Consider the following 24,795-nt stretch of genomic DNA (forward strand, 5'->3'; position numbering starts at 1 on the left):
CGTGACCGATCTCACGAACGCCGCGCTGATGCTCGCAAAGCAGAAGGTCTTGGGGCTGGAGAAGCACGAGCGCACCCATGGACGCTTCAACGAGTTGGCCCAAGAAGCAGCTGACATGCTCTCCGCGGCAGGGCCCGTCTCTGTAGAGGAAGTCGCTCGGCTTCTGGAAGCCGACTTCGATGTCTGGGTTCCACAGGCTGTCGTGGTGAGCGACCCCGGCGACCACCTCCCATGGCTGGACGACAGGCGCAAGGAGATTGACTTCGCCTACTGGAAGCGTTACGCAGAGTGGCTCGGCAAGGACTGGAAGCCGAGCACGGTGGAAGCGCTCGACGAAACAACAGACCAGATCCTCGCACTCCTTGAAAATCCAGGGCGCGTCGGGGATTGGAAGACATACGGAATGGTCTACGGACAGGTTCAGTCCGGTAAGACGGCTAGCTACACAGGCTTGATCTGCAAGGCCGTGGATGCCGGCTACCAGGTGGTCGTCGTCCTGACGAGTCAACATGAGAGCCTGCGACACCAGACCCAAGCTCGACTCGATAAGGAATTTCTGGGGTTCAACAGCAAGCTCAGCAGGAACCCGGATGCCGACAGCTCCGTCATCATCGGAGTAGGCACTCTGGGCATGAAGAAGCCGACCATCTGTCAGCCGGTCACCACCCAGGTCAGTGACTTCACCACCGCTCAGTTCCAAGGCACGCCGGTGAACATCAACGAAGTCGCTGTTCTCGTGGTCGCCAAGAAGAACGCCCGCATCCTGGAAAACCTGAAGGACTGGCTGGGCAACTTCGCCACAGGGGATAGCGGCGAACCTCGCGTCATCCGCAACCTTCCCCTCCTCCTGATTGACGATGAGGCCGACTACGCCTCTGTGGACACCAAGCGCCCGAGCAAGGGGAGCGATCAAAGCGACCCCGACCACGACCCCACGGCAATCAATAAGGCAATCCGCGGATTGCTGGAACTGTTCGAAAAGCGGGCATATGTGGCTTATACCGCCACGCCGTTCGCAAACATCTTCATCCCGGATGCGACAGACCATCCCGAACATGGAGAAGACCTCTTCCCCAAGAGCTTCCTCGTGGCTCTGGAGCCTCCCTCCAATTACTGCGGCCCCGAAGTAGTGTTCGGCCTAGAAGACCCCTCCGCTGCAGAAATTCGCGAGCCTCTGCCCATAATCCGAAATGTAGACGACCACGAGGACTGGCTTCCAGACGGGCATAAGAAGGGGCAACGCCCGGGCAGAGAACTTCCATCGTCGCTCGTGGAAGCACTCGATGCATTCTTGATTTCCACAGCAGTGCGGAAAGTTCGCGCGAGAGACTACGACGTCGCTGGCGGTCACAACACCATGCTCGTGCACGTCACGCGCTGGACGGACGTCCAAGGCGAGATCGCCCGCCAGATCGAGGACCACCTGCAAGGGATGTCGGATGACTGGGGGGACTATGGCAGACCCGGACGCGAACTGCATGCACGGCTTCGCACCCTTTGGGAAACGGACTTCTCCCCCACCCATGAGGAGATCATCGGGCGTGATGATGTAAGCGCCCTGGCCGGCCCACCGGTCTCCTGGGAGAACGTCGAACAGTTCATCCCTCACGTCATGGAGGAGGCGGCAGGCAATGTGAAGCGCATCAATGGAACCGCGGCCGACGTACTCGAATACCAGTCGTCCACTCCGGTGACCGTCGTGGCGGTCGGCGGTGACAAGCTGTCTCGCGGCCTCACTCTCGAAGGGCTGACAGTCTCCTACTACCTCCGAGCATCAAAGACCTACGACACGCTCCTGCAGATGGGGCGGTGGTTCGGATACCGCCCGGGTTACTTGGACATGACCCGCCTGTACACCACCAAGGAACTCGTCAACTACTACGTCCACATCACCCGAGCCAATCGCGAACTGATGGACCTCACCGCGGCTGTCTCGCGAGCTCAGCAAACCCCAAAGCACGTCGGCCTCCGGGTGCTGGACGGCAAGGGGAACCTGCAGGTTACAGCTGCGACCAAGATGCGCTCGTCTCAGGTGATGACTGTGAGTCTCTCGGCAACAAGGGCAGAGACCCTTGTTATGCGCACGGACAAGCGAGCGCAGGCCGAGAACTTCGGACGTCTCGAGCGGCTCGTAGAACAGATCCTTCCCCTACCCCCCGTACCTGAGGAAAATCTGAACGGTGCAGGAAGGGGCTTCTTCCGCCACCAGGTTCCGCCCCAGACCGTTCTAGACTTCCTTGACGGGTTCACTGTGTCGCCCCGCGTACTCACAGCCAATCCGGAGAATCTGATCCCATACATCAAGAACCAGGTGGCCAAGGGTGAGCTCCTTCGGTGGACTGTCGCCATCACTGGCGGCGCCTCGTCAAATCGGCTGAAAGTGGGAGAGCTTGACGTACCACTGGTCAAGCGAAAGACGATCACACATTCCAGGGTTCTCGATGGGGAATGCGAGTTGGGCGTTCTGGTGAGTCCGGCCCACGAGGCTCTGGGGCTCAGTCCGGGTACAGTTACTCGAGCATTCAACATGACCGTTGCAGACTTCCGCAATAGCGGAAAGGCACGAGAACCCAAGCGCGCAAGCGGTGATACGCTGCGACGCCTGCGTGATCCGGGTGAAGGTCTACTGCTCGTTTACCCCATTGATCCGGTTGCCTCCGACATCGAAGTCCCTGACCCTGCCATCCCCGTCGTAGGTTTCGCTGTCGTCTTCCCTCATTCTGACCGGGCGGAAAAGGTTAAGTATCGAGTCAACCAGGTATTCCTCGATGGACTAAGGAAAGCCGTTGATGAATATTCCGAGGGGGAAGACTGATGACTGCGAGCACTCCGGAGCAACTCGAAAAGAGCTTCCACGCCGTTGAAGCCGAGGGCAGCAAAACCCCCGGAGCGATTCGCCGACGACTCTTGCCCACATCCTCTCTGGATGTCTTCACTGAAGTCCGATTCCCGACCCGGGAGTGGGCGTTGCTCGTCAACGGTGCAGAAGACCTCCAAGACCGTGACCTCGTGCTTGCCTCGGGACTCGTTTGTCGCACCAGAGGCGGCTCTGTAGAAGTCGTCGCCGGCCCCGAAACAGACCGCTTTCTGTTCTGTACGCTGCTTTCCGATCTCGTACAGCAACTCCGCGTTCCGACCACCACACCCACTGCCGCGCTGGTGCGTCGACTCAACGCCTGGCGGAAGATGCTGGACCGGGGCCTCCCGACTGGCCTCACCCCAGAGGCACGCGTCGGACTCTTCGGCGAGCTCGTGGCCCTCCGGGAAGTGCTGCTACCCGCCATCGGTCCGGCTGGCATCACTGCATGGGTTGGCCCTTCAGGCGCACCCAAGGACTTCATCCACTTCTCGACTGCACTCGAGGTGAAGACTGTCTCACGAAGGGATTCCAACCGGTGTCGCATCAGTAGCGAGCATCAGCTGGATACCGATACAGAGACAGATCTGTACCTCGTACACCAAGTGGTTACTACCTCACACAATGGAGCCTCACTAGCTGATGTTGTGGATGAACTCCGCAGCGACCCTCGGGTTCAGCCTGAACTCTCATGGTTCGAGAACTGCCTTCTTGAAGCCGGGTGGCTCGATGCCCATCGAGATCAATACGCAAATGAGCGATACACACTGAGCCGCAGGCAATGTTTTTACGTGGGGGAGGGATTTCCTCGTATTACCGCCTCAGACGTTCCCTCAGAGCTGTCTGGTGTAACATATCTCGTCGATCTGTCTAGATGCGGTGCCTATCGAGCGGACGAAGGATCGGTGCGTTCGTCGGTCGCGCGGGCCGGCAAGTCAGAGGAGTAGCGCGTGCACGACGAGGCAGTGCAAGAGTTCGCCATCACGCTCGAGCAAGCCATTGAGGACCGCTTGGGACAGGAACCAGGGTGGTTGAAACGCGACGCGTTTGTCCAGGTCGCTGGCGACTACCTTGTAGACGACGGCACCCTGGAAGATCTCCATGTCTGCTACTACGTCAGTCCTTCCGGGCGCAGCCGCATGGAAATAGCGGGCTACTCGGTCAGCGACGATGGGCGCGTTCTGGACCTCATCACTGCCGACTACGGAAATCACGGACAAACCATCTCACGCGATCAGGTGCGACGCCGATTCAACTGGGCAACACTGTTCGCAACCGCCTGCCGTGACGGGCACCACCTCAGCATGGAGGAATCCAGCGCCCAATTTGACATGGTGCAGGATATTCATTCCAGATGGCGCGACATCGACAAAATTCGAATCTTCCTGCTGACCGATGGCCGCAGCACCCTCCAGGATCTCCCCTCGGCGGAGATCGGAAATGTTTCGGTCATCCACAACCTGTGGGATATTGAGCGCCTCAGAAGGCTGGCGACGTCAGGGAGGCACGAGGAACCGATTTCCGTCAACTTCGAAGAACTCGGCAATCCGCTCCCATGCCTGCCCGCCCCCAGCTCGGGCGGGGACTACCAGTGTCTGCTCACCCTCATACCAGGCCAGCTACTCGCGGACATCTATGAGCTGCACGGACCTAAGCTGCTGCAGCGCAATGTACGGGCTTTCCTGCAAGCTCGCGGTAAGGTCAACAAGGGGATCAACGAGACAATCCAGACGAGCCCCGACCGGTTTCTCGCTTACAACAACGGGATCTCAGCCACTGCGACTGGAGTCGTTCTCGAGCAACGAGGAACAGCGACCTACCTCCTTGAACTCAGCGATCTGCAAATCGTCAACGGCGGGCAGACCACCGCATCACTCCATCACGCCACCAAACGGGACAACGCAGACCTCAGTAATGTCCAGGTCCCTGCGAAGATCACGGTCGTCCAGCCCGAGGTTCTCGATCAGCTGGTTCCAAAGATCTCCAGATATGCGAATTCGCAGAATACGATCAACGAAGCCGACTTTGAAGCCAACAGTCCATTTCACGTCGAACTCGAGCGCCTGTCGCGGAGCATTTGGTCGCCCGCCGCAGCGGGCTCCACGCGCCAAAACCGGTGGTACTACGAGCGCGTGCGCGGGCAGTACAGCGTAGACCGAGCCCGACGCCACACATCGGCTAAGCAGAAAGCCTTTGATCTCGAGTTCCCGCGTAGCCAGCGCTTCACCAAGACGGATGCCGCAAAATATGACATGACGTTCCGGAAGCTTCCCCACATGGTGAGTCTGGGTGCGCAGAAATGCTTCCACTGGTGGACAATTAACGTCTTGACCGCTTCCTCTGCACTGCCTGACGAAGAATATTTTCAAGACCTTGTTGCAAAGAGGGTACTCTTCGAGTACGGCAGGGCGGAGATCAGGAAATTGAATCCTGGCGCCGGCTACCTCGCCAATGTCACAACCTATACATTGGCGAGGCTGGCCGCTGAGGTCGACTTGCAGGAAGTTCTCACCGCAGTGTGGCGGGAGCAGGGGCTTCCAGACCACATCCGGCACGCGGTGCACGAGCTGAGTCGCCCTGTCCGCGAGGTGCTTCTCGCCGCCCCGGGGTCAGGAAACGTCACCGAGTGGTGTAAAAAGGAGGACTGCTGGAAGAGCGTGCTGGACGTCGAGTGGACTGGCCTCCGGCCCCGGGTTCCTGAGCAGGCGAGGGAGTTCGTGAGCACCTGAGACCAGCCGCGTGAGGACCTAGGCGCCTCTTCCCGCCAGACCCCGTCACCCAGTGCGCCGACGGCGTCTGGGCTACGTGGCCCCAGTGCCCGCTCGCGGCGGCCGGCTTCGACCAACACGAGCAAACCTGGCTTTCGGCTGCGCCATCATTCTGGTGTGCCACCTGCATGAAGCACTTGTCTAGGACGGCCTACTGTGTTGTCCTGGTGGTCGTTGATGGAGCATTAGTCAAGGAGGCTTGGGTGTCGTTCTACGGGGTGAAGCTGCATCGCAGCGACGTACTCCCGCTCAGCGAGCATCCCGAGGCTTGCACCGAGGAGACCTTCGCCACGTGGTGCGCGGCGAGGGTCGACTCCGGCGCGCGTCTGGCTGTCGATCTCTTCTCCGGCGCAGGCGGCTTGAGTCTCGGGTTGGAGCATGCTGGGTGGACTGTGGCTGCCTCCGTCGACTCCGATCAACGAGCGCTCGAGACTCACCGTGCAAACTTCCCTGGGCTGGCTCTAGGAACGGACCTGGGTGACGCCGACCAGCGAGCGAACCTCATCAGCTTGTTGCGGCAGGCAGATATCGACCTGATCGCCGGCGGTCCCCCGTGCCAGCCCTTCAGCCGGGCTGGGCGCAGCAAGATCAAGAGCCTGGTCGACGCGGGAGTGCGTGACGGCAATGATCTACGCAAGGAGCTGTGGCGGGCATACCTCGAAATCGTCCTGGAAGTTCAGCCCCGGGCCGTGCTCATGGAGAACGTCCCTGACATGGCTCTCGGCGATGACTTTCAGGTCGTGCGCGCGATCGTTGACTCTCTTGAGGAAGCCGACTACTTCACTGAGGTGCGGCTGGTCGATGCCTGGCAATATGGTGTTCCTCAGCATCGAAAGCGCTTGATCGTATTGGCTCGACGCGACAGCGACGAATTCACTTGGCCAACTCCTGTTGATCCCGTGCATCTTAGGGAAGCGATCGGCGATCTGCCTGAACTTCCCGAGGATGATCCGGTCGGTGATCGGGTGCTTGCGTATACGCCGGCGAGTGAACCTTCTTCCTTCCTCCTGCTCATGCGGAAGGAAGTCCAAGAGCCCAACGTGATTCACGATCACATGACTCGGCCGGTACGCGCGGACGATCTTGAAGTCTTTAAGCGCATGACTCATAAGACCCTCTACTCCGACATCCCCGAGCACCTCCGGCGCTACAAGGCAGACACCTTCGACGATAAGTACAAGCGGCTCAACTGGGATGACTTCAGCCGTTCCATCACTGCACATATCGCGAAGGATGGCTATTGGTACATTCACCCCTCGCAGCATCGGACTCTCACCGTCCGTGAAGCCGCACGCATCCAGACCTTCCCCGACCACTTCCGATTCTCTGGCACTCGCAGTGACGCCTTCCGGCAAATCGGTAATGCTGTGCCGCCGCGGCTGGGCGAAGCTGCCGCCATCGCGTTGAAGCCAGTTGAAGGGCCCGCACCGGAAGAGAATGCGTGGCTGGAGCTGCACCGAACGCTCGCGGCATGGGGACATCGGCAGAGCGAGGGAAGATCTTGGTTCCTTTACCCCGGCCAGCATGTGCAGCAAGCAGTCGCAGCCGTGGTGGCACTCATTGGTCCAGAGCGCATAGGGGCCCGCAATCTCGAGTGGGCGATTCAGCAGCTCAAGGGCCGACCGAAGCTGGTTTCGAAGGAGCTCCAGAAGCTCTACGAAGCCATCGACGACCCTCGGTTGCGAGAGCGCCTACAGCGCATCGAGGAACTCACCTCGAAGCGCAACGTCTGGCAGGACACCGAGGTACTCGCCAAGCGGCTGAAATTCAAGCCTGCAGAGGCCGCCACCTTCCGACTCCTCCTGGGTGATGACGTCATGCTTGCCCAGCAAGGACCATTGCGGGTGGCCTCGAGAGTGTTCGCAAGTAACTCGGACCGCACCAACAGGCTCACTGACGGACGTATCGAAATGGCGCGGCTCATCGGCGGCGGCTCAGATGCACCCGTCCGCATGGCGGCACTGAGGCAGTTGGCTTACACGAACTGTCTGCCCAGCGAACCATACTGCGCCAGTTGCCCCCTCCAACAATGGTGCCGCTCGGCTGAGGATCGCCAAGATGGCGAGCGACTGTGCTAGTAACTCATAACACGATGATGAATTGGGCTTGTTGAGGCGTCGTCGGCAGATGAGGCTGTACGGCCAGGGAGACAATGGCGTTGTTGTAGACGCCCTCCACGACCTGCCGGTCGCGACGCCCCACTCCGGCTGCCCGGCCAGCGGCCCGCAGTTCGTCCTCTGGCACGGCCGCCAGGTCTTCAAGCGCCCCGGCGCACAGGCCGCGTAGCCCTCAGCGGACGCGCCGCCGGAGCAGAGGCACAGGGGCGGCATACGTGCTCTCGTCCGACGTGCTGTTCCCCAGCGCCGCGATCTGCCGCTCGAGGGCCCGAACGTTCTCCGCGTTGTTGACCGTGGCGACCCCCTGGACCGTGACAGCCAGGGGGTCGGAGACGAGCGCCGCCCTGCGCTCGCGCAGGACCTCCACAGCGACGGCCTGAGGAGAGCCGAGGCGCTGGTAGCGGGCATCGAGGTCGGCGCGGGCGGCTTCGCCGAGTTCGGAGCGGAGGTAGGCGTACTCGGCGTCGGTCAGGGTCACGATGCCTCGGCCTTCATACGGCGAGGCTGGGGCGGTGGCTCTGGGGCCCAGGCGTCGGGGTGAGTGATCTGGTCGGCGATGGCCGGGTCGCTGACCTCGGTGCCGGGGCGGAGGAGCAGGGTCTCGTGGGTCTTCGGGTCGGTGACGAAGACCGCGGTGGTGAGCGTGCGGGCGGCGGGCATCACAGGACCTTCGCGGTGATGTGGATGTCGGGGACGTAGAGGACCGGCATGGCGACGGCGGAGCCCTTCGTCCAGACCTGGACCGGGTCGTCCTGATGGCCGGCGGTGATGACGATGCCCGGAGCGTCCTCGCGGGTGATGGCCGGGTTGGTGCTGGAGGAGAGGACCAGGGACTCCGCGGTGACGCCGTACTGCGTCTCCGCCCACGACTCGGGGTTCGGCGGAAGCAGGATCCAGCGGTCCTCGGGGATGACGCGCTGGTAGGTGTCGTCGACGGAGACCTGGACGTCGTAGACGGTGATCGGCGGGAGGTTGTAGCGGGCACGGACGACCTCGACCTCGTTGGGGGCGAGGACGGCGGTGGGGGTGGTGGAGCCGTTGACGCTGCCGTAGTACGCGGCGCGGTAGGCGTTGTTCGCGGCGAGGGTGGCGCGGGCCTTGTACGAGGTGATCACGCGGGCAGGCAGCGGGGCGCCAATGGAGCGCAGGTACTCGATCCAGCGCAGCTCGTCGGCGATGGGGTCGCTCGTCGGGTCGGACCAGGGCTTCGCGGCGGTGGGCTTGTTGGCGGCCGGGACGCCGAAGTCGGCTTCCAGGGTGAGGCCGTTCTCGCCGTTGAGGTTGAAGGTGCCGCTCACGAGGAGGCCGCCGGCGGCGAGCTCCATGCGGTTGTGGATGGATTCGACGTGGCGTTCGATGTCGTCGTAGAGCAGCTCGACGAACTCGGAGGAGTCGGCGCCGCGCGAGGTGTCGAGGAGGATCTGCTCCAGCTCGCCAACGATCAGCTTCTGGCCGAGCGGCGGCAGCATGCCCTCGGTGATGATCTTCTCGGCCTGGCGGCGAGCGACGGCGGTCTCGGCGTCGTACGCGCGGAACTTCGCCGCGTTCACACGCCGCTTGCTGCTCTTGATGCGGAACTTAACGGAGTTGAGGCGCCGTTCGGGCATGACCGTACGGGTCAGCTCGAAGTCGGCCGGGGTGGTCATGGTGCGGGCGAAGGCGTTGATGTCGGCGGCGTCGATGTCGCGCAGCAGGGTGTCGAGCATGGTGGCTGGGCTCCTCGGAGGGGCACGGGTCAGATGAAGTGGATCTGCGCGGTCGAGGTGGTGATGGTGGCCGGGTCGAGGCCGCCGGGGATGCGGGCGGCGGCGATCACGCCGTGCCAGAGGAGCGCCGCGCCGGCGCGGCCGCTGCCGACGGCGAAGGGGACGTCGGCGAGGAGTACGCCGGTGAAGGTGGCGCGGCCGTCGGTCGCGGGCTTGTCCCAGGGGCCGTACAGGCCGGTGGCGGTGACGCGGCCGAGCGGGATGCCGGCCTTCATGACGTTGCGGGGTTGGCCCGGGGTCGGCGGGGTGTAGTGGGTGCCCTGGGCGAACAGGGCCGTGTCGAGCGTGATGGTGAGCGGGGTGTCGAGTCCGTGTCTGGACGCGAGCCAGGGGCGGTCCGCGGTCGCGGACTCGGAGTAGGTGATCGGCTGGAGATCCACGCCAGGTTCCTCCGGGCAGGCCGTGTCGGCGGCAAGTCCGTACGGTCACCGGGTGGTGCCGTCGTCCGCGAACGTCTGGGACGGGGCGCGGTCCCCGGATGGCGCAGCAGTCAGGAGTTCTTGAGGTGTCCGCGGCGGCGGGCGATGTCGAGTCCGAGCTGGCCAGGGCGGGGCGGGGTGCCGCCGGAGCGGGCGGGGACGTTGGAAGGGCCGCCCGACGGCGGGGGCGCGGGCGTCTGCGGGGACCGCTGGCCGAACAGCTCCGGGCGGCGCTCCTTCAGTTCCTTGGTGGCCTGGACCAGGGCAGCGTCGTCGGCATCCGGGTCGGCGGTGCGGGAGAGGAGAACGACCGCGTCCTCCAGCTCGGTGCCGGTGGCGCCGAGGCTGACCAGGGTGGCGCGGCGTACGGCGTCCCGCTCGCGAGCAGCGGCTGCGGCCTCGCGTTCCTGCGCCAGTCGTTCTCGCTCCACGGCCGCCTGTTCACGGCGCTCGGTCTCGGAGAGGCGTTCCTGCTCGGCCTGGCGCTGGTTCTGCACGTACTCCGTCAGGGCCTTCGCCGACTCGAAGCCGAGCTGCCCGAGCAGATCCCGCACGCCGGCGCGACGCCCCTGGTCCTTCTCGCGGGCGAAGCGGCGGGACAGCTCCTCCTGCGGGATCGTGACGACTGCGGCGCCGCCGGTCTCGCCCGTCTCACCGGTTGTGGATTCACCCGGGTCGTCTGAGGAGGCGCCGAGGATCGGGTAGATCGGGCGGCCATCGCGGCGGTAGCCGAGCGGGACGAGCGGCAGCGGGCGCGTACGTACGGTCATGGGCAGGCTCCTCGCCCAGACGCCCCCGCGTTGGGCGGAGCCTAACCCCTCATGTGTTCTCAGGCATCCTCGGACGGGTCGCCGTCAGGTCACGAGCGTCAGGGCTCCCCTGGACCTGCCGGTTCGTGAGGGTTCTCCTCCGCCGTCCACCGCGGTCATCGTCAGCCCGAACAGCATCTTGTTCATCTCGTCGACCGTGATGCCCAGTTGCTCGGCCACGTCACCTGGCCGAACGCCCTTGGAGCGAAGCGCCTGGAAGACCTTGGTGAGTACCTGCGATGTCTCGCGCTTCTTCATGCCCTGGGGCTCGTCCGTCTTGTACCCGCGTGCGCTGAGCTCGGCGCAGGCGGAGCGGTACTGCCAGTCCGTGAGGAGGTTCAGGTCGTGCATCCGGTAGGTCAGTGCCATGGCGGACACCTTCCAGATCATCTTGCCTTCGATGATCTGGTCGACGCGGGCTCCCGCGGGCATGTGGCCAAGCACGCTGGCCGCCGGCATGAGGAAGGCACTGGCGAAGTCGTTGGCCTGGCGTTCGGCTTCCGGCCCGGTGCAGTCCCGCTCGCCACTGCCGTGCATCACCAGGTGGCCGAGCTCGTGAGCGGCGTCGAACCTCCCGCGTTCGACCGTCTTCATCGTGTTCAGGAAGACGAAGGGCACGTTGCCCCGCCACACGGCGAAGGCATCCACTTCCACGGAATCCGGCGCCAGGGAGAAGACCCGGACACCGTGGGCCTCCAGCAGGTGGACCATGTTCGGCGCCGGCGCGTTGCCCAGTCCCCAGCGGATACGCACCATCTCCGCGGCGGTCTCGGGGTCTGGCTTGCCGAGTGAGGGTAGGTCCGCGTCTGGCAGGCGGAACCGCTCATCGATCCAGTCATAGAGCTGGGCGGCCAGAGTGCCCGCGGCCCGGGCCGCGTCCAGCGTCCGAGGCGGCGTCTTGGTACGGGCACGCCAAGAGATCCCCTCCGCTGGGAGTTCGTCGAGGTCCGGCCCGCTGAAGAACGACTCGGGGAAGTCGAGTGCGTTGGCCATGCGGCGTACGGTCGCCGTCCGGGGTGACGTACGTCCTGTCTCGTAGTTCGACAGGCTCTGGAGGGACAGTTCGGACCGCTTGGAAAGTTCCGCGAGGGTCAGTCCCCGGCGCTTCCTGGCCAGCGTGATGCGTGATGGGGTCACCATGGTGGACTGCCTCGGTATCGGTGGTGCGGGTGCGGCACTGCCGGAGCGGTGCCGCACCAGGACGGACGATCAGCGGAACTCGACGGGAACGTCGATCTCGCCGGGCCCATCTTCGTACAACGGTTCGACTCCGTCCATTTCGAAGACCGGAAGGGGGATGCGTCGCTTCCATCTCGTCACGAAGCCGCGCTCGACCTCGCCGGGAAGCGACAGTTCGCTGTGAATGCGTACCTTGTCGCCGTCGACGACCCGATACGACACGAGGAACCAGATCCGGAGACGGTTCGTCTCCTCGGCGCTGAGGACGATCTCGTCGGGCCGCCGCGGGGAGGGGAACAGCTCCAGCTGGGCATTGCCTTCGGCCGCACGCTCCGTCGCAGCACCACGCCGATGCAGGTTCCGCGGATGCAGCTGACGGTCGCCCGTCGCGGCGTCCCCGACCATGATCCCTATCGCGAGGGTCTTGTCGGGGTTGCAGACGAGTTCGAGATGGTCGTGCAGAAGCCGCTTCCAGCCCTCGTGCTGGATGTGCATCTCACGGACGATCCGGACGTGCTCCTGGTACGCCCGGGTGCCGGCCGTGTTGGCCGGGTGGTTCGGCGTCGCGGTACGGCGAGCGATCTCGCCGGCCCGCAAGGCCGGGTGCAGATACTCCAGCTTGGTGCCGAGGGCGGCAAGCTGCGCTCGATAGTCGTCGCGATCGTGCGCAGCGAGGGGAAGGACGGCCATGCAACCTCCGGGGTAGGGCAGGCAAGTTATAGGAACCGTACCGCATCTGCGGTGCCGTTCTTATAAGCACCGCGACCATCTGGAGTGTTACACCGGGGTGTTGCCGTCGCTGTCGCCCCTTTGGGTCACTGCCGTCGGGAACTCCCGCAGCCGTGCTACCTCAAGCGCCGCATCCTCGATCGGGAGGCCGGCATCAACGAGTATGCGTACGCCGGTCTCCAGGGAGAGGACTCCTGCCTGAACGCCCCGCGCCACCAACTCCAGTGCGGCGGATAGGTCAGTCGGCAGGTAGGGACCGAAGGCGATCGTGGCGCGGTGGTTCTCGCCGGATGGCAGGACGCCGCCGAGCTGGTAGAGACGCTGCACCATCTTCAGCAGCAGTGGGTACTTCGCCTCCCGCGCGAGCCGCATCGAACGGACCATGGCGTGCAGGGGGCCGAAGCTGAGCTGCAGCGCGTACCCGGACGGCACCTCGGCCGGGCTGACGGTCCCGAGCACACTCCCTGGGAGGCGCGTGACCACGGACAGCCGCTCGCGCAGTGTCTCGACGTACTCACGGAGTTCGGCGAGCTGCGCCGACATGTCGACCGTGCTGAGCTGGCCGCTGTCACCGAGCGGCCAGACCATCCCGGGCTCCACCCGGACCGGGAGCGGCTGGCCGGTGTTGCGGTCGACGGGCAGGCGGGCCCCGGAGAGACCGATGATCGGCGAGCCGGTCGTCGCCGAGGCGCGCTGGCTGTCGGTGTCGGCCGCGGCGAGGTCGTCGAGGAGCTGGGCGGCGGAGAGCAGGCTCGACTGGCCGAAGTGCTCGGCGCCGATGGTGTTCGGCACGTGCACGATCGGGATGAAGTCCACTTGGAGGTCGAGCCGGTTGAGGACCTCGCCGTCGGCGTTGGTACGGAACCTTGCGCGGCGCAGCGAGAGCGCGTCGATGTCGCCGGCCTTGTCGACCTGGTCCAGGTCCCACTCGGCGTCGGTGAGGTAGCAGGTGAGGGCGCTCGGCCGGCTCGCCCATGGGTACGTGCGGGTGGTGCTCCCCTCCTCGCTGATGGGACCCAGCTCGTACGTGACGCGCCGCAGGGTGCCCTTCCGTCCCGTCGCCGGATCGCCTGGGACCTCCCACGCGAGGTGGACGCGCTGCGGATACTCGGCCGCGTCGATGGCACCATCGGGCAGCACCGGGAAGTAGAAGCCAGGGTCGATCGTCTTCAGCACCGGGCGGTCTTTGGCCCGGGACCACGCGAGCAGGTAGACGGTGTCGCCGAGCAGCACGGCGTTCCGCTCGGCGTGCTGCATCCGCATCCACAGGTGCTCACCCGCCGCCCACTCCCGCAGTAGGGCTTCACGCTCTTGGGCAGTGACGTCGTCGTCGGCGCCCTCGACCACGATCTGCTGGGTCTCCCCCAGCAGATGGCTCAGGGTCTGGTCGACGACCACCGAGGCGTCCCCGTACTCGCGGCGATCGTCGCCGTCCTCCCCGAGCAAGGCGGCAGCCTGGTTGCTGTCGTACGCGGCGAGGATCGTATACGCGGCGAGCCGACGGCGGTCCTCCTCCGGCACCCAGGATGCCCCGGCGGGCCCCGGCAGTCGTGTCGACCGACCTTCGACGACGGCGCGGAACGCCGGCTTGTACGCGAGGGCACCCCAGGTGTCGATGATGAGTTCCCGCCAACGCCGCATCCGCGCTCCCGCCGTCTCTGTGTGAAGGGCGGCGCAGCCTAACGGCTTCGCGAGGCACCGACTTGGCCCGGCAGCCTGGAGAGCGCCGGTCAGTAGTCGAAGGCGGCGAGGTGTCGGCGCAGCAGGCCGCTGATGTCCTCGCGGCCACCCTCGGCCGGAAGCGGCGAAGGGGTGTCCTCTCCGTTCGCCATGGCGAGGCTGCTCGCGAAGCGCACGAGGTGCGGCGCGGGGGCGAAGGAGTCACGCAACCAGACGGCGAAGACGGCGGCCTCGTCGGCGGTCACGTCGGTGAGCGTGATGTAGGCGTAGTCGGGCTCGGTGATGGCCGCGGTGCCGTCCACCCACACGTCGGGCGCCAGCTCGACCTCGAAGTCCAGCACGGTCATCTCGTGGACGCCGGACCTCCTGTGGCCGATCGTGGGCTCGGGGAACGCCTCCCGCAGCGCCCGCTCCAGGGACTCCAGCGTGGCGCGCCAGGCTCCGCCGTCCTCCCTAGGGGGATAGAAGGCGAAGTTCGTGCGGATGTTCCGTTCGGTGGCCATGCTCTTCCTCGTTCTCAGGGGACGTAGCGCGTCGAGCCGGGCGTGCCCGTCATCGCCATCATGGACTGCCAGTAGGCGGCGTTGTCCCTGCCGTTCGTCACGATCTCCAGCCCCCTGATCTCGCTGTTCGCGGGGTTGGCCATGGCCTGCTTGTAGCGGACGAGTTCCCGCTCGTCACCCGCGTACATGGAGTCGACTTCCGGGTCCCACGCGATCTTCCCCTGATTGTTCACCTTGACGGGCTTTGCCAGCGTCTCCTCGACCCGGTCGAGCGTGCGGAAGCTCTTGTTCTTGCAGTCCGGGTCCCGTACGTGTTTCGCCTCGACGAGTTGTCCGTCGAGGGGGCGTATTCCGTCCACCATCAGTCCGCGCTTGCTTCCGAGCAACGGCACCTCCCGCTCGGGGTAGCCGGCCACACGGAGCTGGTAGGCGTTGTCGGGATCGCCCGGACCGCCGCCGCCCGCGAAGCCGCCGGGCTGGAGGCCGTTCATCCACGCCCGGAACCGCTGCTGCTCCGCTGCGGTGAGCAAACGGGTCGTTCCCGGAACTGGCGGGATCGGGTCGACGAAGGACAGTCCTGGATCTACCGGGTTGACCATCGGAGCCAGCGTCGGCACCTGCCCGGTGTAGGAGGCGAGCACGACCGGAACGGGTACGGGCGCCGGCGCGGGTATGAGCGGCGGCAGGAACGGGAGTCCCGGAATGACGGGCGCGGCCGGCGGATCGGCGGCGGGGAGCTTGATACGGGCGACGGACGCGTCCAGCGCATGTCCCACCGAGCCGAGGTCGTGGATCCAGGGGTCGCCGAGTACGGCGTCGAGCAGTCCGCCGTCGTACCCGTTGCCCCCGAACATGGGCTGGTCCCAGGGCAGGTCGACCGCGAAGAGGTCCATCTTGTGCTGGGCGATCTTCCCCTTGGCGGCCTCCACGTGATCGGCGTACCGGTCGCACGCCTTGGCGATCTGTATGCAGGCGGCCACGAGGTTGGTCACCAGGGGCTCGTCCTCCTGCGCCTTCGCCGGTGGGCAGGTAAGGCCGACACTGTGCTTCACATACGTCTGGAAGGCGTCGGCTGCCTCCCCAGAGTGGGCCTTGCTCCCGGTCAGGGCGTACGCCTGCGCGTCCTCCAGGAAGCGCTGCATCAGCACGCCGGCGTGACGCCAGGAACCGGCGACGTCCCGGATCTTCTCCGGCGAACCGCGGAACCGGTCACTGCCTCCCGCAGGGGCGTACTGGTCGTACCACGCAGTCTCGCCCACCACCTCGGGGAGATCGTTGCCGAGCCCGAGGTAGTTCTCCGTGCAGTCGGCGCCAGGGTCTCCCATGCCCGCGGTGAGGTCCACCTGCCGCCCCAAAAAGGCGGAGACCTGGCGGCTCTCCTGCGCCATGAATTCACGGGCGTTGCGCATCAGCCCCTTGCTCGTCTCACCGAGGACGTACGAACTGAAGCCCATCTTGTCGAGCGTCGTGGAGGCCGCCGAGACGTACACCTTGGCGAACGCCCGCCCCGCCTCGTCATCCCCGGCCATCCCGTGCTGCCGCGCGAGTTCGTGGCCCAGCGCGATGGCCGTGTCACGGGCTCCTCGCATCGTGTCAAGCAGCCCCATAGAGCCGCGGATCATTCCCTCCGCGATGAACTTGAAGTCCGGAGCCGGCCCAATCACCGTTGCGTCCCCCTTGCAGACGTGAACAGCCAACCTAACGCAGGCGGAGTGGCATTGGCAGACGCCAAATAGCAGCTCCAGCGTCGCCCGTGGCCGAGAACCGACCGCAGGCGAGCACCTCTGCAAACGGCCTGGACCAAGGCGGGCTTGTACGGTGGCCTGACCACCCACCGCCGGAGCTGGGGACCGGACGGTGGATTCGAGGAGGGGAAAGAAGGACCATGCAGCAGATCGGCCTGTACTACCCGTACATCCACTGCCGCGACGAACGATGGCTCAAGCTGACTGCGCTGTACTGGCCGAAGTTGGCCCGAGTCGTCCCGGATGGATACCCGGTTGCCGACTCGGACATAGTCGCTGCTCTGAACGACGGGCTCGGCGGATTCCTTGCGGCCAGGTCGCCCCGCGCGGCAGCAGCGGCAGTCGCACCGCTCTTCCTGGACCTTCTACGGGAGCACGGTGAGGTCCTCCGGGCGATCCATGGCGTCATGGATGTGGCCGAGGCCAACGGATTCCAAGTTACAACCGAGCCAGCGGCACACCCGGAGTTCGCGGCGCATGATCACTTCAACCCCCGCTTCGGTCTCGCCGGACTCCACGAGGACGAAATAGCCCCCGAGCTACGGGACGCGCTGGTCGAGCTCGGCCTGGCGATCATCACAGAACGCACGCGGATCGCCCGGACAGACGGCATTCGCTGGGTCGCCATGCGGCCAAGGCTGGCCTGGGTCTACAAGTGTGTCCTGACCGACGAGCTGGCCAGACGCACACGCTTCACCCCCTTGACCGATCAACCGACCTCCCACGGCGCCCACAGATGGGACGCTCAGCTCATCGCGCAGACGCTGCTGGACCTCGGCGAAGTTCTCCCTCCCGCCCATGGAGAGGGTCTGCAGCAGACCATCGGCCTCATGTCACTCCGTCTCGTAGTCCCGGAGGACCTCGATGCCGTACCGGTCGAGAAGATCGTCCAGCTACGGAAGCGCCACCGCACGGAGTTCAACGCGTTCACCGACGCGGTGAGTACCGCAGCCTCGAATTTCCGGGAGTCCCTCGGCTCGATCGAGGACCCGGAGGCGCTTCGGGAGCACCTCGCCCTCACAGTGACGCGGACCTTCGAAACCCCGCTTGAAGAGCTCCGCAAAGCCATGAAGGGGCTGGGGATCACCACCGCGTTCAGCGCCATGAGCACGAAGTTCGAACTGGGCACCGCCACCACGCTCGTCCTCGGCAGCATCCCGGCAGGCCAGCCACTCGCTACAGCGAGCGGTGCAGTCCTCGGGCTTGCGGCTCTGCGCCACAGCGCCAGCAAGACCCGGGAAGCGCAGCTGCGTACGTCGCCCGCGGCCTTCTTGCTGCGGGCAGAGCGCGACCTCCAACCGCAGCAGCTCCACACCCGTGTGCTGCGCGGCTTCGGCAGGCTCGCTGGGACCTCCATCTGAGCTCGCCGGTGGACCGGTCACCGGCGCCCGGACAGCCGCCTGTCGGTGGAGTCTGAGGGAACCCGTACGGCCGAAGCGTCGAGAAATAGATCCGTCAGCGCCCAGACGCAGGAGTCCAGGAGGTCCGGGGACTTCTCCTCGGACTCCGAGGCGCCGACGTACGTCGTCATCTGCTCCTCCAGGGCGGAGAACGTGCGGGGCGGGCCCGCGTGGGTGATGCGGGATTGTTCGTAGAGCATCGCGACCGGGGCCGCGCGGGCGCGTTTGGCGCGGGTGGCGTGGACGACTCGGCAGGGGACGGTCGGGTCGACCTCGGCGAGGAGGGCGGGGAGGTAGTCGCCGCCGTTGTTGGCCTCGATGACCACGCAGTCGGCCTGGTGCTCGTGGTAGAGGGCGGCGGCTCGGCGCATCGCGGCGGTCGGGGTGTGGCGGTCCTGCTCGGTGTGGAGGACGTAGCCGCGGGGGCGCCGGTCGCCGTACATCTGCTCCAGCGGGTAGGAGCGGCCGGCCACGGTGAAGGCGGTCAGGTCGGCGGAGTCGGTGGTGGTGACGGCTGGGTCGACGGCGACGACCAGGCGGTCGAGCGGCGGGACCGCGGTACGGGCGACGCGGAAGCCCTCGACCTCGAACATCCACTGCTTCCACAGCGCGCCTTCCACGTCCTCCAGGAGGACGCCGTCGAGTTCCTGGCGACCCAGGCGGGTGCCGCCGTACTCCGAGTCGAGTTCGGCGAGCGCGGCCGGCGAGAGGTTAGCGCGGTTGTCCTCGGTGCGGCCGGTGGTCAGGACGACGGTGGAACCGGGGCGGCGGCCGCGGTCGACGAGGCGCTTGACGTGCGGGAGCGGCTTGGGGGTGGTGGAGATGACGACCTGCGGGGACGGGGCCTCGCGCAGGCAGAACCAGAGCATGTCGTACACCGACTGGGCTGTGTGCCGGTTCCAGGCCGCGTACTCGTCGAGCCAGCCCTTGTCGAAGGCGAAGCCGCGCAGGTTGTCCGGGGTCTCGGCGCCGAAACCGTAGATCGCGGAGCCATTCTTCATGCGGAGGGTGGTCAGGCCGTTGCCGGGGCTGTAGCGGCGGATGTCCTCCGGCGGGATGACCGCGAGGAGGCCGGACTTGGGGGACTCAAAGCAGATTTCCTTCACGAGCGTGGCGTTCTTCGCGACGACCGCGATCATCGTGCCCGGCGTGCTCGTCCACTCGCGTACGGCCTCGGCGGCGGACTTCGTCTTCCCCCAGCCTCGGCCCGTCAGCATCATCCAGGCCGCCCAGTCCCCCTGCGGGAGGCGCTGAGTGGCGCGGGCGTGGTGGTGCAGCCAGCCCTCATGGGGCAGGCCGTCGCAGACGGGGCGGTCGCAGGCCCAGCGGCGCGCCGAGGCGGCGTCGGCCTCGATCAGGGCGGTGATCTCGGCGTGCAGCTCGGCTTCGGACATGCCGGTCGGGTCCGGCAGCGGGCCCGTCGGGTCCAGGGTCACGACGACTCACCGCCCAGGGTGCCGATACGGGCCTCTAGTTCGCGGCGCAGCTGCTCCATGCGGGCGCGGCGTTCCTCGTCCGTCAGGCCGGTGACGTCCGCCGTCTGCGGACCGGTGGACGTCGAAGGGGCGTCGGCGAGGTCCATGCCGTACGCCTGGCGCTCGATGCGGATCGTGACCTCCAGCCAACGGATCACGTCCGAGGGGCTGAGGCGCGCGGGGTCGAGCTGCTGGAGCTGGGCGACGATCTTCGACTGGGCGGCGGACGCGAGGCGGGCGTGTCGGCGGGCGACCTCGCGGGCCGCCTGGTGTCGTTCGGCGCGCCAGAGCCGGTCCTGTTCGCGGTCCCATGCCTCGGCGCGCTGTACCCAGCGGTGGGCCGTGGACCAGCGCTCGATGAGGGTGCGGGACTTCGCCAGCCGCTCGGCGACCTTGCCGATGCTGCGGGACAGCCCGAGGTCGCGGTAGCAGGCAAACGCCTCCCACGCGGCGGCCGATTCGCCCGGCCGCCGCTCCCATGCCTCGGCGCTGTCCGCCATCCCGTCGACGTGCTCCTACCTGTGTCTGTCCTCCTGCCGCTGCAATGCGGGGACGTTTCTGCTCAGCTCGCTGCGGTGCGCAGGTGGGGGTCGAGGAGCCCGAGGTGCTTCAGCAGGTCCACGCACGCGTCCCGGCTGTCGGCTCGGGCGGCGACCTGGAGGGCGGCCTTGCGGCGAACGGGGGCGGGAAGCGGGGTGACGGACACCGTGCGCTCCCAGGAGGAGGAGTCCTTGGCCAGGTTCACTGTGCGGTCCCTTCGTCTACGTCGTCGGGTTCGAGTTCGCCGTCGAGGAGGCGGGCGAGCTGGTCGGCGAGGCGGAACGGTTCGTCCGCGAGGTGCTCGGTCAGCGCGCGGGCCAGGCCGGCGGCCGTGCGGTGGACGGTGGTCAGGTGGTGGATCTCGGCGTGGAGGCGGTTCGGGTCGTCGACGTGTGGGCTGCTCATGAGGTGGGCCTCCGGAAGTTCGTCGGGAGGGTGGCGCGCTGCCGTTCGGGGCCGAGTACGCGCAGTACGGTCTGCAGGTCGCAGGGCCGCCAGACGGCGACCTCGAAGCCGCTGTCGGCCAGGTGGGCGAGCCACTCGCGCTGGGCGGGACGAATCCGGCCGGCGTCGGTCTTGAACTCGACGAACAGCGTGCGGCGCTGCCTGATGTGCCCGAAGACCTCGTCGGGCCAGCCCGCGTCCGAGCGTCGGGAGTCCGCCGTGTGGTACTGGAGCCTCCAGCCGTAGCGGGTGGCGATCTCGCGGACCTGGCGGCGCCACTGTTCCTCGCTCGCGCCGGTCGTCCACTCCGTGCGGTCGGCGGCCACCGGGAAGCGCTCGGCCTCCAGTCGATCGAGGGGGCCATACCGTTCGGTGAGCAGTCGGCGGTACAGCTCGGCGGTCACAGCGCACCGTCCAGAAGCCGGTAGCCGGTGCTCGTCGGCCGCATCCGCTCCAGGGCGATGCGGGTGCGCTGCCCAGTTCGGCCGCCGGGCGTGGAGGCGGTGAGCACGGTGCAGTACGCGTACCGGGTGTCGACCTCGTCGACGCGTACGGTGCGGCCGGCCGAGCGCCGGTCGTTGTCGGCCCACACCTGTCCGGGCCGCGCATCAGAGAAGCTCATGCCGCACCTGCGAGGTAGTCGGCGGCCCACAGCTCCAGGGCACGCCACCGCTGACCGCCCTCGATATCCCCGTCACGCTCCATCCGGTCGATGGCCCGCTGCACGACGGCCGCGGCGTCGGCTGGCATGGTGCGGGTGGCGAGCACCGTCTCGATGGGGGCACTGCCCTTACGGATGGCGGCCTGCTCCTCAGGGTCGTACCAGCCGTCGGCGAGCTCGCCGAGATGCCGCTCCACGACCGCGAGGATGATCGCGAACGCGGCGGCGACGTTGCCGATGTTGTGCGCGCCCTTCGTCGTGTCGAGCGTGTCCAGCACCTTCTCGTACTGCTCGATGCAGGCCAGCCAGCGGGCGTCGGCGGACGCCGCCTTCCGGGCGGCCTCCAACGCCTTCTCCGCGGCCTCCTTCTCGTCCGGCAGGAACACGATCTGTACGGTCGCGAAGTCCAGGTTCGCCTCGGCGAGGCTCGGGACGGTGACCTCGTCGAGGAGTTCGAGGGTCTTGTCGTCCAGGCCGGAGTACAGGCGCATGGAGACGTCTTCCAGCTCCTCGTACAGCGCCTTCAGCGTGGCCGGGTCGTCCTCGCCGGTGATCGCGTTGTGGGCGAGTTGGAGTGCGATCTGCCGCTGCCGCGGGAGTGGTTCGGCGATCTCCATCCACCAGATCCGCTCCAGGCCGGCCTCGATCGCCGCCTTGGTGCGGTGGTTGCCGGACAGCACGATCCGCCGGCCGGTCGCCGCGTCGTTCCACACCAGCGGGGTGGAGGTCAGTGCGCCGTCGTCCCGAATGTTCGTGACCAGGCGCTGGAACTGCTCGTGTCGCATGAAGCGCGCGTTGACGTCCAGCAGCGTCAGCTCGCGCGGGTCGCCCTCGACCATGCGGGGCTTGAGTGGCGGCTCGCTCAACGGGTCTCCCCCTCCATCTGTCCGTGCTTGCTCCTCCACTGCGCAAACCCTTCAGCCAGCGACCAACGGCCCAGCTCGGAGCCGTAGTCGAGCTGGTGGCGGTAGGCGGGATCGGTGGAGTCCTTGCGGGAGTTCAGGCGCAGCAGCCCGCGGTATTTCATCGACACCGGCCGCTGCGTGAACGCCGTCGTGTTCAGCCGGGTCAGGCGGGTGTTCATTGCGCGCTGGGCGAGGAACTGCGCCTCCGTGGACAGCGCCGCGTACAGCACGAGCTTCGCCAGCCGCCCGTATGACGTGGGCGCCACCGCGAAGTCCGACAGCAGGTACACGTTGTGCGGGTCGAACTTCGGCGTCGAGAACGCGACCGCGCCGACCACGACCCCGTCGACCAGGACGGCGAGCGCCATCGTCGGCGTCCCCGGGCGGATGTTGTGGTTCATGTACTGCGAGCGAAGGGTGGCGAACTGCCCCATGGTCAGCGGGGCGAGAGTCAGCGTCTTGCCGAGCTCGCGGCCCGGTACGAGGCGGGGCGCGCGTACGGGCTCAAGGCGCTGATTCGGGCGGACGATCCGCGAGCGCGGCACCGAGGAGTAGACGTTGATCGGCAGGCCCCGGTTGGCGGTCTGCACCTGACCGCGCAGGTGGTCGCGCAGCTCCTCGACCTCGAAGTGCAGGCCGAGCACCCAGCGCGGGCGGTCGGTGATGCGCTCGATGAGGGTCTGCTTCGCCGCGTCGTCGAGGGTCGGGTAATCGGGCGCCGGCCAGTCCAGGTGCTTGTCGAGCGCGGCGAACTGGCCCTCGTAGTCGCCCGCATAGAACGGCGGGAAGGCGACGACCGGGGCGTCGGCCGGGACCTGTTCGGCGAGCCACTGGTTCACGTCCATCGGCGCGTACGAGGCGAGCCGCAGCGGCAGCGCCTCGATCTTCGCCACGGTCTTCGCGTGCAGTTCGGGGAACTGTTGCCGGTACGCGGCCAGCATCCGGCCGTAGTACGGGTGGTCGCCGCGCCCGAGCCACTGGAAGAAGCGTGAGCCGAGGAGTACGACGGCGAGGGTGCCGGCGCGGCCGTCCATGTACGGGGCCAGCCAGTCGAGTTCGTCCGCCGACTCGGGGCGGATCGTGATGGGCAGCTCCTGCCCGGCGAGGTACCAGCCGATCGCGGACGAGTACAGCTGTACGTCGCAGCCGTGGAGCCGGAAGCCGGAGTCGTGCAGGACGCGTTCGATCGTGAAGTTGCCGGAGCAGCCGACGTAGATGTCCTCGGCCTGCCCCCGCCAGGTGGTGGCGTGCTCGTGGATGATCGCGCGGAGGTCCGCGGGGATCGAGCCGTGGAACAACACTGCCTCCCCTGCGCGGACTTGATGGGAAGGACGCGGGTCCGGAGGGGCAGGGGGCTGACCTGCCGTGCCGGACCGCCGGGGAACCAGGAGGCGCGGGGGACGCCTGGAGGGATGGTTCCTTGGCTGGTCGGCTCCGCACCACATACCTGCGCGGACGCGTCCTCGAGCGCCGGGCCCGACTCGAACGGGCTCCTCCCCACCGGGGGCGGGGCGTGCTGCCAGGTGCACCACCGACGCGTGGCGGGGCTGATCAGGAAGATCATCCCGCCCACATTCGAACCGTATCAGACCGAGCATTGTCACAACACATGTAGAGGGTGCGTTGCCGCACCCTCTACATTCACCAGGCCCTAACAGTCCGATACGGCGGCCGTCATCGCTCCGGCGGGAGGAGGTCCAGCAGGCTCGGCGTACCCATGGGACACGCCTCAGGGATGACCCGCTTCACCTTCACCCTTGCCGACCCGGGACTGAACAGCTCCATCTGGCCCGGCACGGCCTGCTTCGACCGAGGCGGAGCCTCGAAGTCCTCCCGGCTCATCTCCACCCAGTTGGGCCTTCGCTTCCCGCTCACAGCAGGGTCCCCTGCTCATACCCGGGCCCGAGTGGGCCGAGTTCCCTGACCTTGGCGCCGGTCTTCTCCTGCCACCATGCGGCGAACATCCGCCGGTGACACCACTGGTCCGGCTTGGACAGATCCTCGAAGCACAGCAGCACCAGCCGCAGATCGCCGGCCGCGACCGCGATCTCCTGGAACCGGGCGGCGAAGAAGTCCACGCCGCGCCGGTCGAGTTGGGTGAGGTACGCCGCCTCGTACACCGGTCGCGCGGCGCCGAAGTAATCACGGCTCGGCGCGGCCTCCCGGACCTGGTGCTCCAGCGCGTACGGCAGGGTCCACCGCGGCGCCCCCAGGGTGATGCGCACCGGCACACCCATCGACGACTCGAAGCCCTGGTACCTATGCGTGAACAGCTCGAACATCCCTCTCCTTCATGCCGATTCCGTAGCGCCACCGCAGAGCGGACAGTCCGGGTCCGGCCCTTCCTCGTGGCCCTCGTCGCTATGGGTGTTCTCCCACCCGGCCAGCTCGTAGCAGTCGTCGCAGAGCCGCACGCCGAGCGCGTCCCGCGAGACGCTGCCGGAGCCGAACACGAGGCGACCCTCGCCGTCCACCGCGACCGTTCCACCGTCCGCGCCGCGCACCGGGTTCACCACCAACCGCCGGCCGCACACTCGGCACGGGATCTCGGCGGCGAGGGCGGCCGCCACCCAGGCCACGCCGGGAGCAACCACACCCGATGAGAGCAGCGCCGCGGCGCGCTCGGGCGGGAGCTCTCCATCCTCACTCAAGCCAACTGGCATCTCGTCTTCTTTCGCTTCCGATTCGAACAGGGCGACGTAACCAAAGTCTCGTCAATAACATTCTATCTTCAATCAGCCGCGCTCGCCAATATTCTTTTATCTTCAGGGGTTGCCGGGGCGCCCCACCCTCACCCC

General features: G+C 66.5%; 26 protein-coding genes and 1 tRNA gene. 6 read left to right on the top strand and 21 right to left on the bottom strand.

All coding sequences use genetic code 11. From position 1 onward, the window contains the following. Window position 1: 1 nt before the first annotated feature. From ACFW2Y_RS10880 to ACFW2Y_RS10900, 5 genes are all read left to right on the top strand, one after another. A complete protein-coding gene (locus ACFW2Y_RS10880; RefSeq protein ID WP_384876399.1) occupies window positions 2-2,815 on the top strand; it encodes a Z1 domain-containing protein in 2,814 nt (937 codons plus the stop codon). Next, window positions 2,815-3,804 (top strand): PD-(D/E)XK motif protein, encoded by a 990-nt coding sequence (locus tag ACFW2Y_RS10885; protein ID WP_384876401.1) that lies wholly within the window; start codon window positions 2,815-2,817, stop codon window positions 3,802-3,804. Before ACFW2Y_RS10880 ends, ACFW2Y_RS10885 begins: the two co-directional genes overlap by 1 nt. Before the next feature lie 3 nt (window positions 3,805-3,807). Then, a complete protein-coding gene (locus ACFW2Y_RS10890) occupies window positions 3,808-5,586 on the top strand; it encodes an AIPR family protein (protein WP_384876403.1) in 1,779 nt (592 codons plus the stop codon). 242 nt (window positions 5,587-5,828) lie between these two features. After that, entirely contained in the window at window positions 5,829-7,703 is a 1,875-nt protein-coding gene (locus ACFW2Y_RS10895) for a DNA cytosine methyltransferase (protein WP_384876405.1), read from the top strand. Between the two features lie 49 nt (window positions 7,704-7,752). After that, the gene (locus ACFW2Y_RS10900) at window positions 7,753-7,911 is read left to right on the top strand and encodes a hypothetical protein (protein WP_384876407.1); all 159 of its coding nucleotides are present in this window, start codon (window positions 7,753-7,755) and stop codon (window positions 7,909-7,911) included. 3 nt (window positions 7,912-7,914) lie between these two features. Here the strand turns inward: ACFW2Y_RS10900 and ACFW2Y_RS10905 are convergent, their stop codons facing one another. The 10 genes from ACFW2Y_RS10905 to ACFW2Y_RS10950 all read right to left on the bottom strand — a co-directional run bounded on the left by ACFW2Y_RS10905 (window position 7,915) and on the right by ACFW2Y_RS10950 (window position 16,434). Further along, window positions 7,915-8,220: a hypothetical protein gene (locus ACFW2Y_RS10905; protein ID WP_384876409.1), complete on the bottom strand. Its 306-nt coding sequence runs from the start codon at window positions 8,218-8,220 to the stop codon at window positions 7,915-7,917. Beyond that, window positions 8,217-8,402, bottom strand: a complete 186-nt coding sequence (locus tag ACFW2Y_RS10910; protein WP_384876411.1) for a hypothetical protein — start codon at window positions 8,400-8,402, stop codon at window positions 8,217-8,219. Before ACFW2Y_RS10910 ends, ACFW2Y_RS10905 begins: the two co-directional genes overlap by 4 nt. Next, window positions 8,402-9,448 (bottom strand): major capsid protein, encoded by a 1,047-nt coding sequence (locus ACFW2Y_RS10915; protein ID WP_384876413.1) that lies wholly within the window; start codon window positions 9,446-9,448, stop codon window positions 8,402-8,404. The genes ACFW2Y_RS10910 and ACFW2Y_RS10915 overlap by 1 nt, the downstream gene beginning before the upstream one ends. 29 nt (window positions 9,449-9,477) lie before the next feature. After that, window positions 9,478-9,888, bottom strand: coding sequence for a head decoration protein (locus tag ACFW2Y_RS10920; protein ID WP_384876415.1), 411 nt, complete (start codon window positions 9,886-9,888; stop codon window positions 9,478-9,480). Between the two features lie 110 nt (window positions 9,889-9,998). Beyond that, window positions 9,999-10,697 (bottom strand): hypothetical protein, encoded by a 699-nt coding sequence (locus ACFW2Y_RS10925; protein ID WP_384876417.1) that lies wholly within the window; start codon window positions 10,695-10,697, stop codon window positions 9,999-10,001. An 84-nt stretch (window positions 10,698-10,781) separates the two neighbouring features. After that, a complete protein-coding gene (locus tag ACFW2Y_RS10930; protein WP_384876419.1) occupies window positions 10,782-11,876 on the bottom strand; it encodes a helix-turn-helix domain-containing protein in 1,095 nt (364 codons plus the stop codon). Between the two features lie 69 nt (window positions 11,877-11,945). Next, the gene (locus ACFW2Y_RS10935) at window positions 11,946-12,605 is read right to left on the bottom strand and encodes a hypothetical protein (RefSeq protein ID WP_384876421.1); all 660 of its coding nucleotides are present in this window, start codon (window positions 12,603-12,605) and stop codon (window positions 11,946-11,948) included. Between the two features lie 87 nt (window positions 12,606-12,692). After that, complete coding sequence (locus tag ACFW2Y_RS10940; RefSeq protein ID WP_384876423.1) at window positions 12,693-14,285, bottom strand: hypothetical protein; 1,593 nt, start codon at window positions 14,283-14,285, stop codon at window positions 12,693-12,695. 89 nt (window positions 14,286-14,374) lie between these two features. Then, window positions 14,375-14,827, bottom strand: coding sequence for a hypothetical protein (locus ACFW2Y_RS10945; RefSeq protein WP_384876425.1), 453 nt, complete (start codon window positions 14,825-14,827; stop codon window positions 14,375-14,377). A gap of 14 nt (window positions 14,828-14,841) precedes the next feature. Next, window positions 14,842-16,434: a restriction endonuclease fold toxin-2 domain-containing protein gene (locus tag ACFW2Y_RS10950; protein ID WP_384876427.1), complete on the bottom strand. Its 1,593-nt coding sequence runs from the start codon at window positions 16,432-16,434 to the stop codon at window positions 14,842-14,844. 278 nt (window positions 16,435-16,712) lie between these two features. On the opposite strand from ACFW2Y_RS10950, the gene ACFW2Y_RS10955 reads away from it, so the two are divergent. Further along, window positions 16,713-17,933, top strand: coding sequence for a DUF6236 family protein (locus tag ACFW2Y_RS10955; RefSeq protein ID WP_384876429.1), 1,221 nt, complete (start codon window positions 16,713-16,715; stop codon window positions 17,931-17,933). Between the two features lie 17 nt (window positions 17,934-17,950). Here ACFW2Y_RS10955 and ACFW2Y_RS10960 read toward each other — a convergent pair whose 3' ends face one another. The 11 genes from ACFW2Y_RS10960 to ACFW2Y_RS11010 form a co-directional block, all read right to left on the bottom strand. After that, window positions 17,951-19,408, bottom strand: coding sequence for a terminase large subunit domain-containing protein (locus ACFW2Y_RS10960; RefSeq protein ID WP_384876431.1), 1,458 nt, complete (start codon window positions 19,406-19,408; stop codon window positions 17,951-17,953). After that, window positions 19,405-19,947 (bottom strand): hypothetical protein, encoded by a 543-nt coding sequence (locus ACFW2Y_RS10965; protein ID WP_384876433.1) that lies wholly within the window; start codon window positions 19,945-19,947, stop codon window positions 19,405-19,407. Before ACFW2Y_RS10965 ends, ACFW2Y_RS10960 begins: the two co-directional genes overlap by 4 nt. Before the next feature lie 62 nt (window positions 19,948-20,009). Continuing rightward, on the bottom strand, window positions 20,010-20,192 hold the full coding sequence (locus ACFW2Y_RS10970) for a hypothetical protein (protein WP_384876435.1): 183 nt from the start codon (window positions 20,190-20,192) through the stop codon (window positions 20,010-20,012). Next, window positions 20,189-20,392 carry a hypothetical protein gene (locus tag ACFW2Y_RS10975; protein ID WP_384876437.1) on the bottom strand — a complete coding sequence of 68 codons (204 nt, stop codon included), beginning with the start codon at window positions 20,390-20,392 and terminating at the stop codon, window positions 20,189-20,191. The genes ACFW2Y_RS10970 and ACFW2Y_RS10975 overlap by 4 nt, the downstream gene beginning before the upstream one ends. Further along, window positions 20,389-20,835: a VRR-NUC domain-containing protein gene (locus ACFW2Y_RS10980; RefSeq protein WP_384876439.1), complete on the bottom strand. Its 447-nt coding sequence runs from the start codon at window positions 20,833-20,835 to the stop codon at window positions 20,389-20,391. The genes ACFW2Y_RS10975 and ACFW2Y_RS10980 overlap by 4 nt, the downstream gene beginning before the upstream one ends. Continuing rightward, the gene (locus ACFW2Y_RS10985; RefSeq protein WP_384876441.1) at window positions 20,832-21,053 is read right to left on the bottom strand and encodes a hypothetical protein; all 222 of its coding nucleotides are present in this window, start codon (window positions 21,051-21,053) and stop codon (window positions 20,832-20,834) included. Before ACFW2Y_RS10985 ends, ACFW2Y_RS10980 begins: the two co-directional genes overlap by 4 nt. Continuing rightward, a complete protein-coding gene (locus ACFW2Y_RS10990; protein ID WP_384876443.1) occupies window positions 21,050-21,958 on the bottom strand; it encodes a ParB/Srx family N-terminal domain-containing protein in 909 nt (302 codons plus the stop codon). Before ACFW2Y_RS10990 ends, ACFW2Y_RS10985 begins: the two co-directional genes overlap by 4 nt. After that, on the bottom strand, window positions 21,955-23,298 hold the full coding sequence (locus ACFW2Y_RS10995; RefSeq protein ID WP_384876445.1) for a hypothetical protein: 1,344 nt from the start codon (window positions 23,296-23,298) through the stop codon (window positions 21,955-21,957). Before ACFW2Y_RS10995 ends, ACFW2Y_RS10990 begins: the two co-directional genes overlap by 4 nt. 165 nt (window positions 23,299-23,463) lie before the next feature. Continuing rightward, a tRNA-Gly gene (locus ACFW2Y_RS11000) sits at window positions 23,464-23,535 on the bottom strand. Window positions 23,536-23,868: 333 nt separating this feature from the next. Further along, complete coding sequence (locus ACFW2Y_RS11005; protein ID WP_384876447.1) at window positions 23,869-24,279, bottom strand: hypothetical protein; 411 nt, start codon at window positions 24,277-24,279, stop codon at window positions 23,869-23,871. Between the two features lie 9 nt (window positions 24,280-24,288). Further along, window positions 24,289-24,648, bottom strand: coding sequence for a hypothetical protein (locus ACFW2Y_RS11010; protein ID WP_384876449.1), 360 nt, complete (start codon window positions 24,646-24,648; stop codon window positions 24,289-24,291). Window positions 24,649-24,795 lie beyond the last annotated feature (147 nt).

The sequence above is a fragment of the Streptomyces sp. NPDC058877 genome (genome assembly GCF_042742855.1).
Taxonomy (GTDB): domain Bacteria; phylum Actinomycetota; class Actinomycetes; order Streptomycetales; family Streptomycetaceae; genus Streptomyces.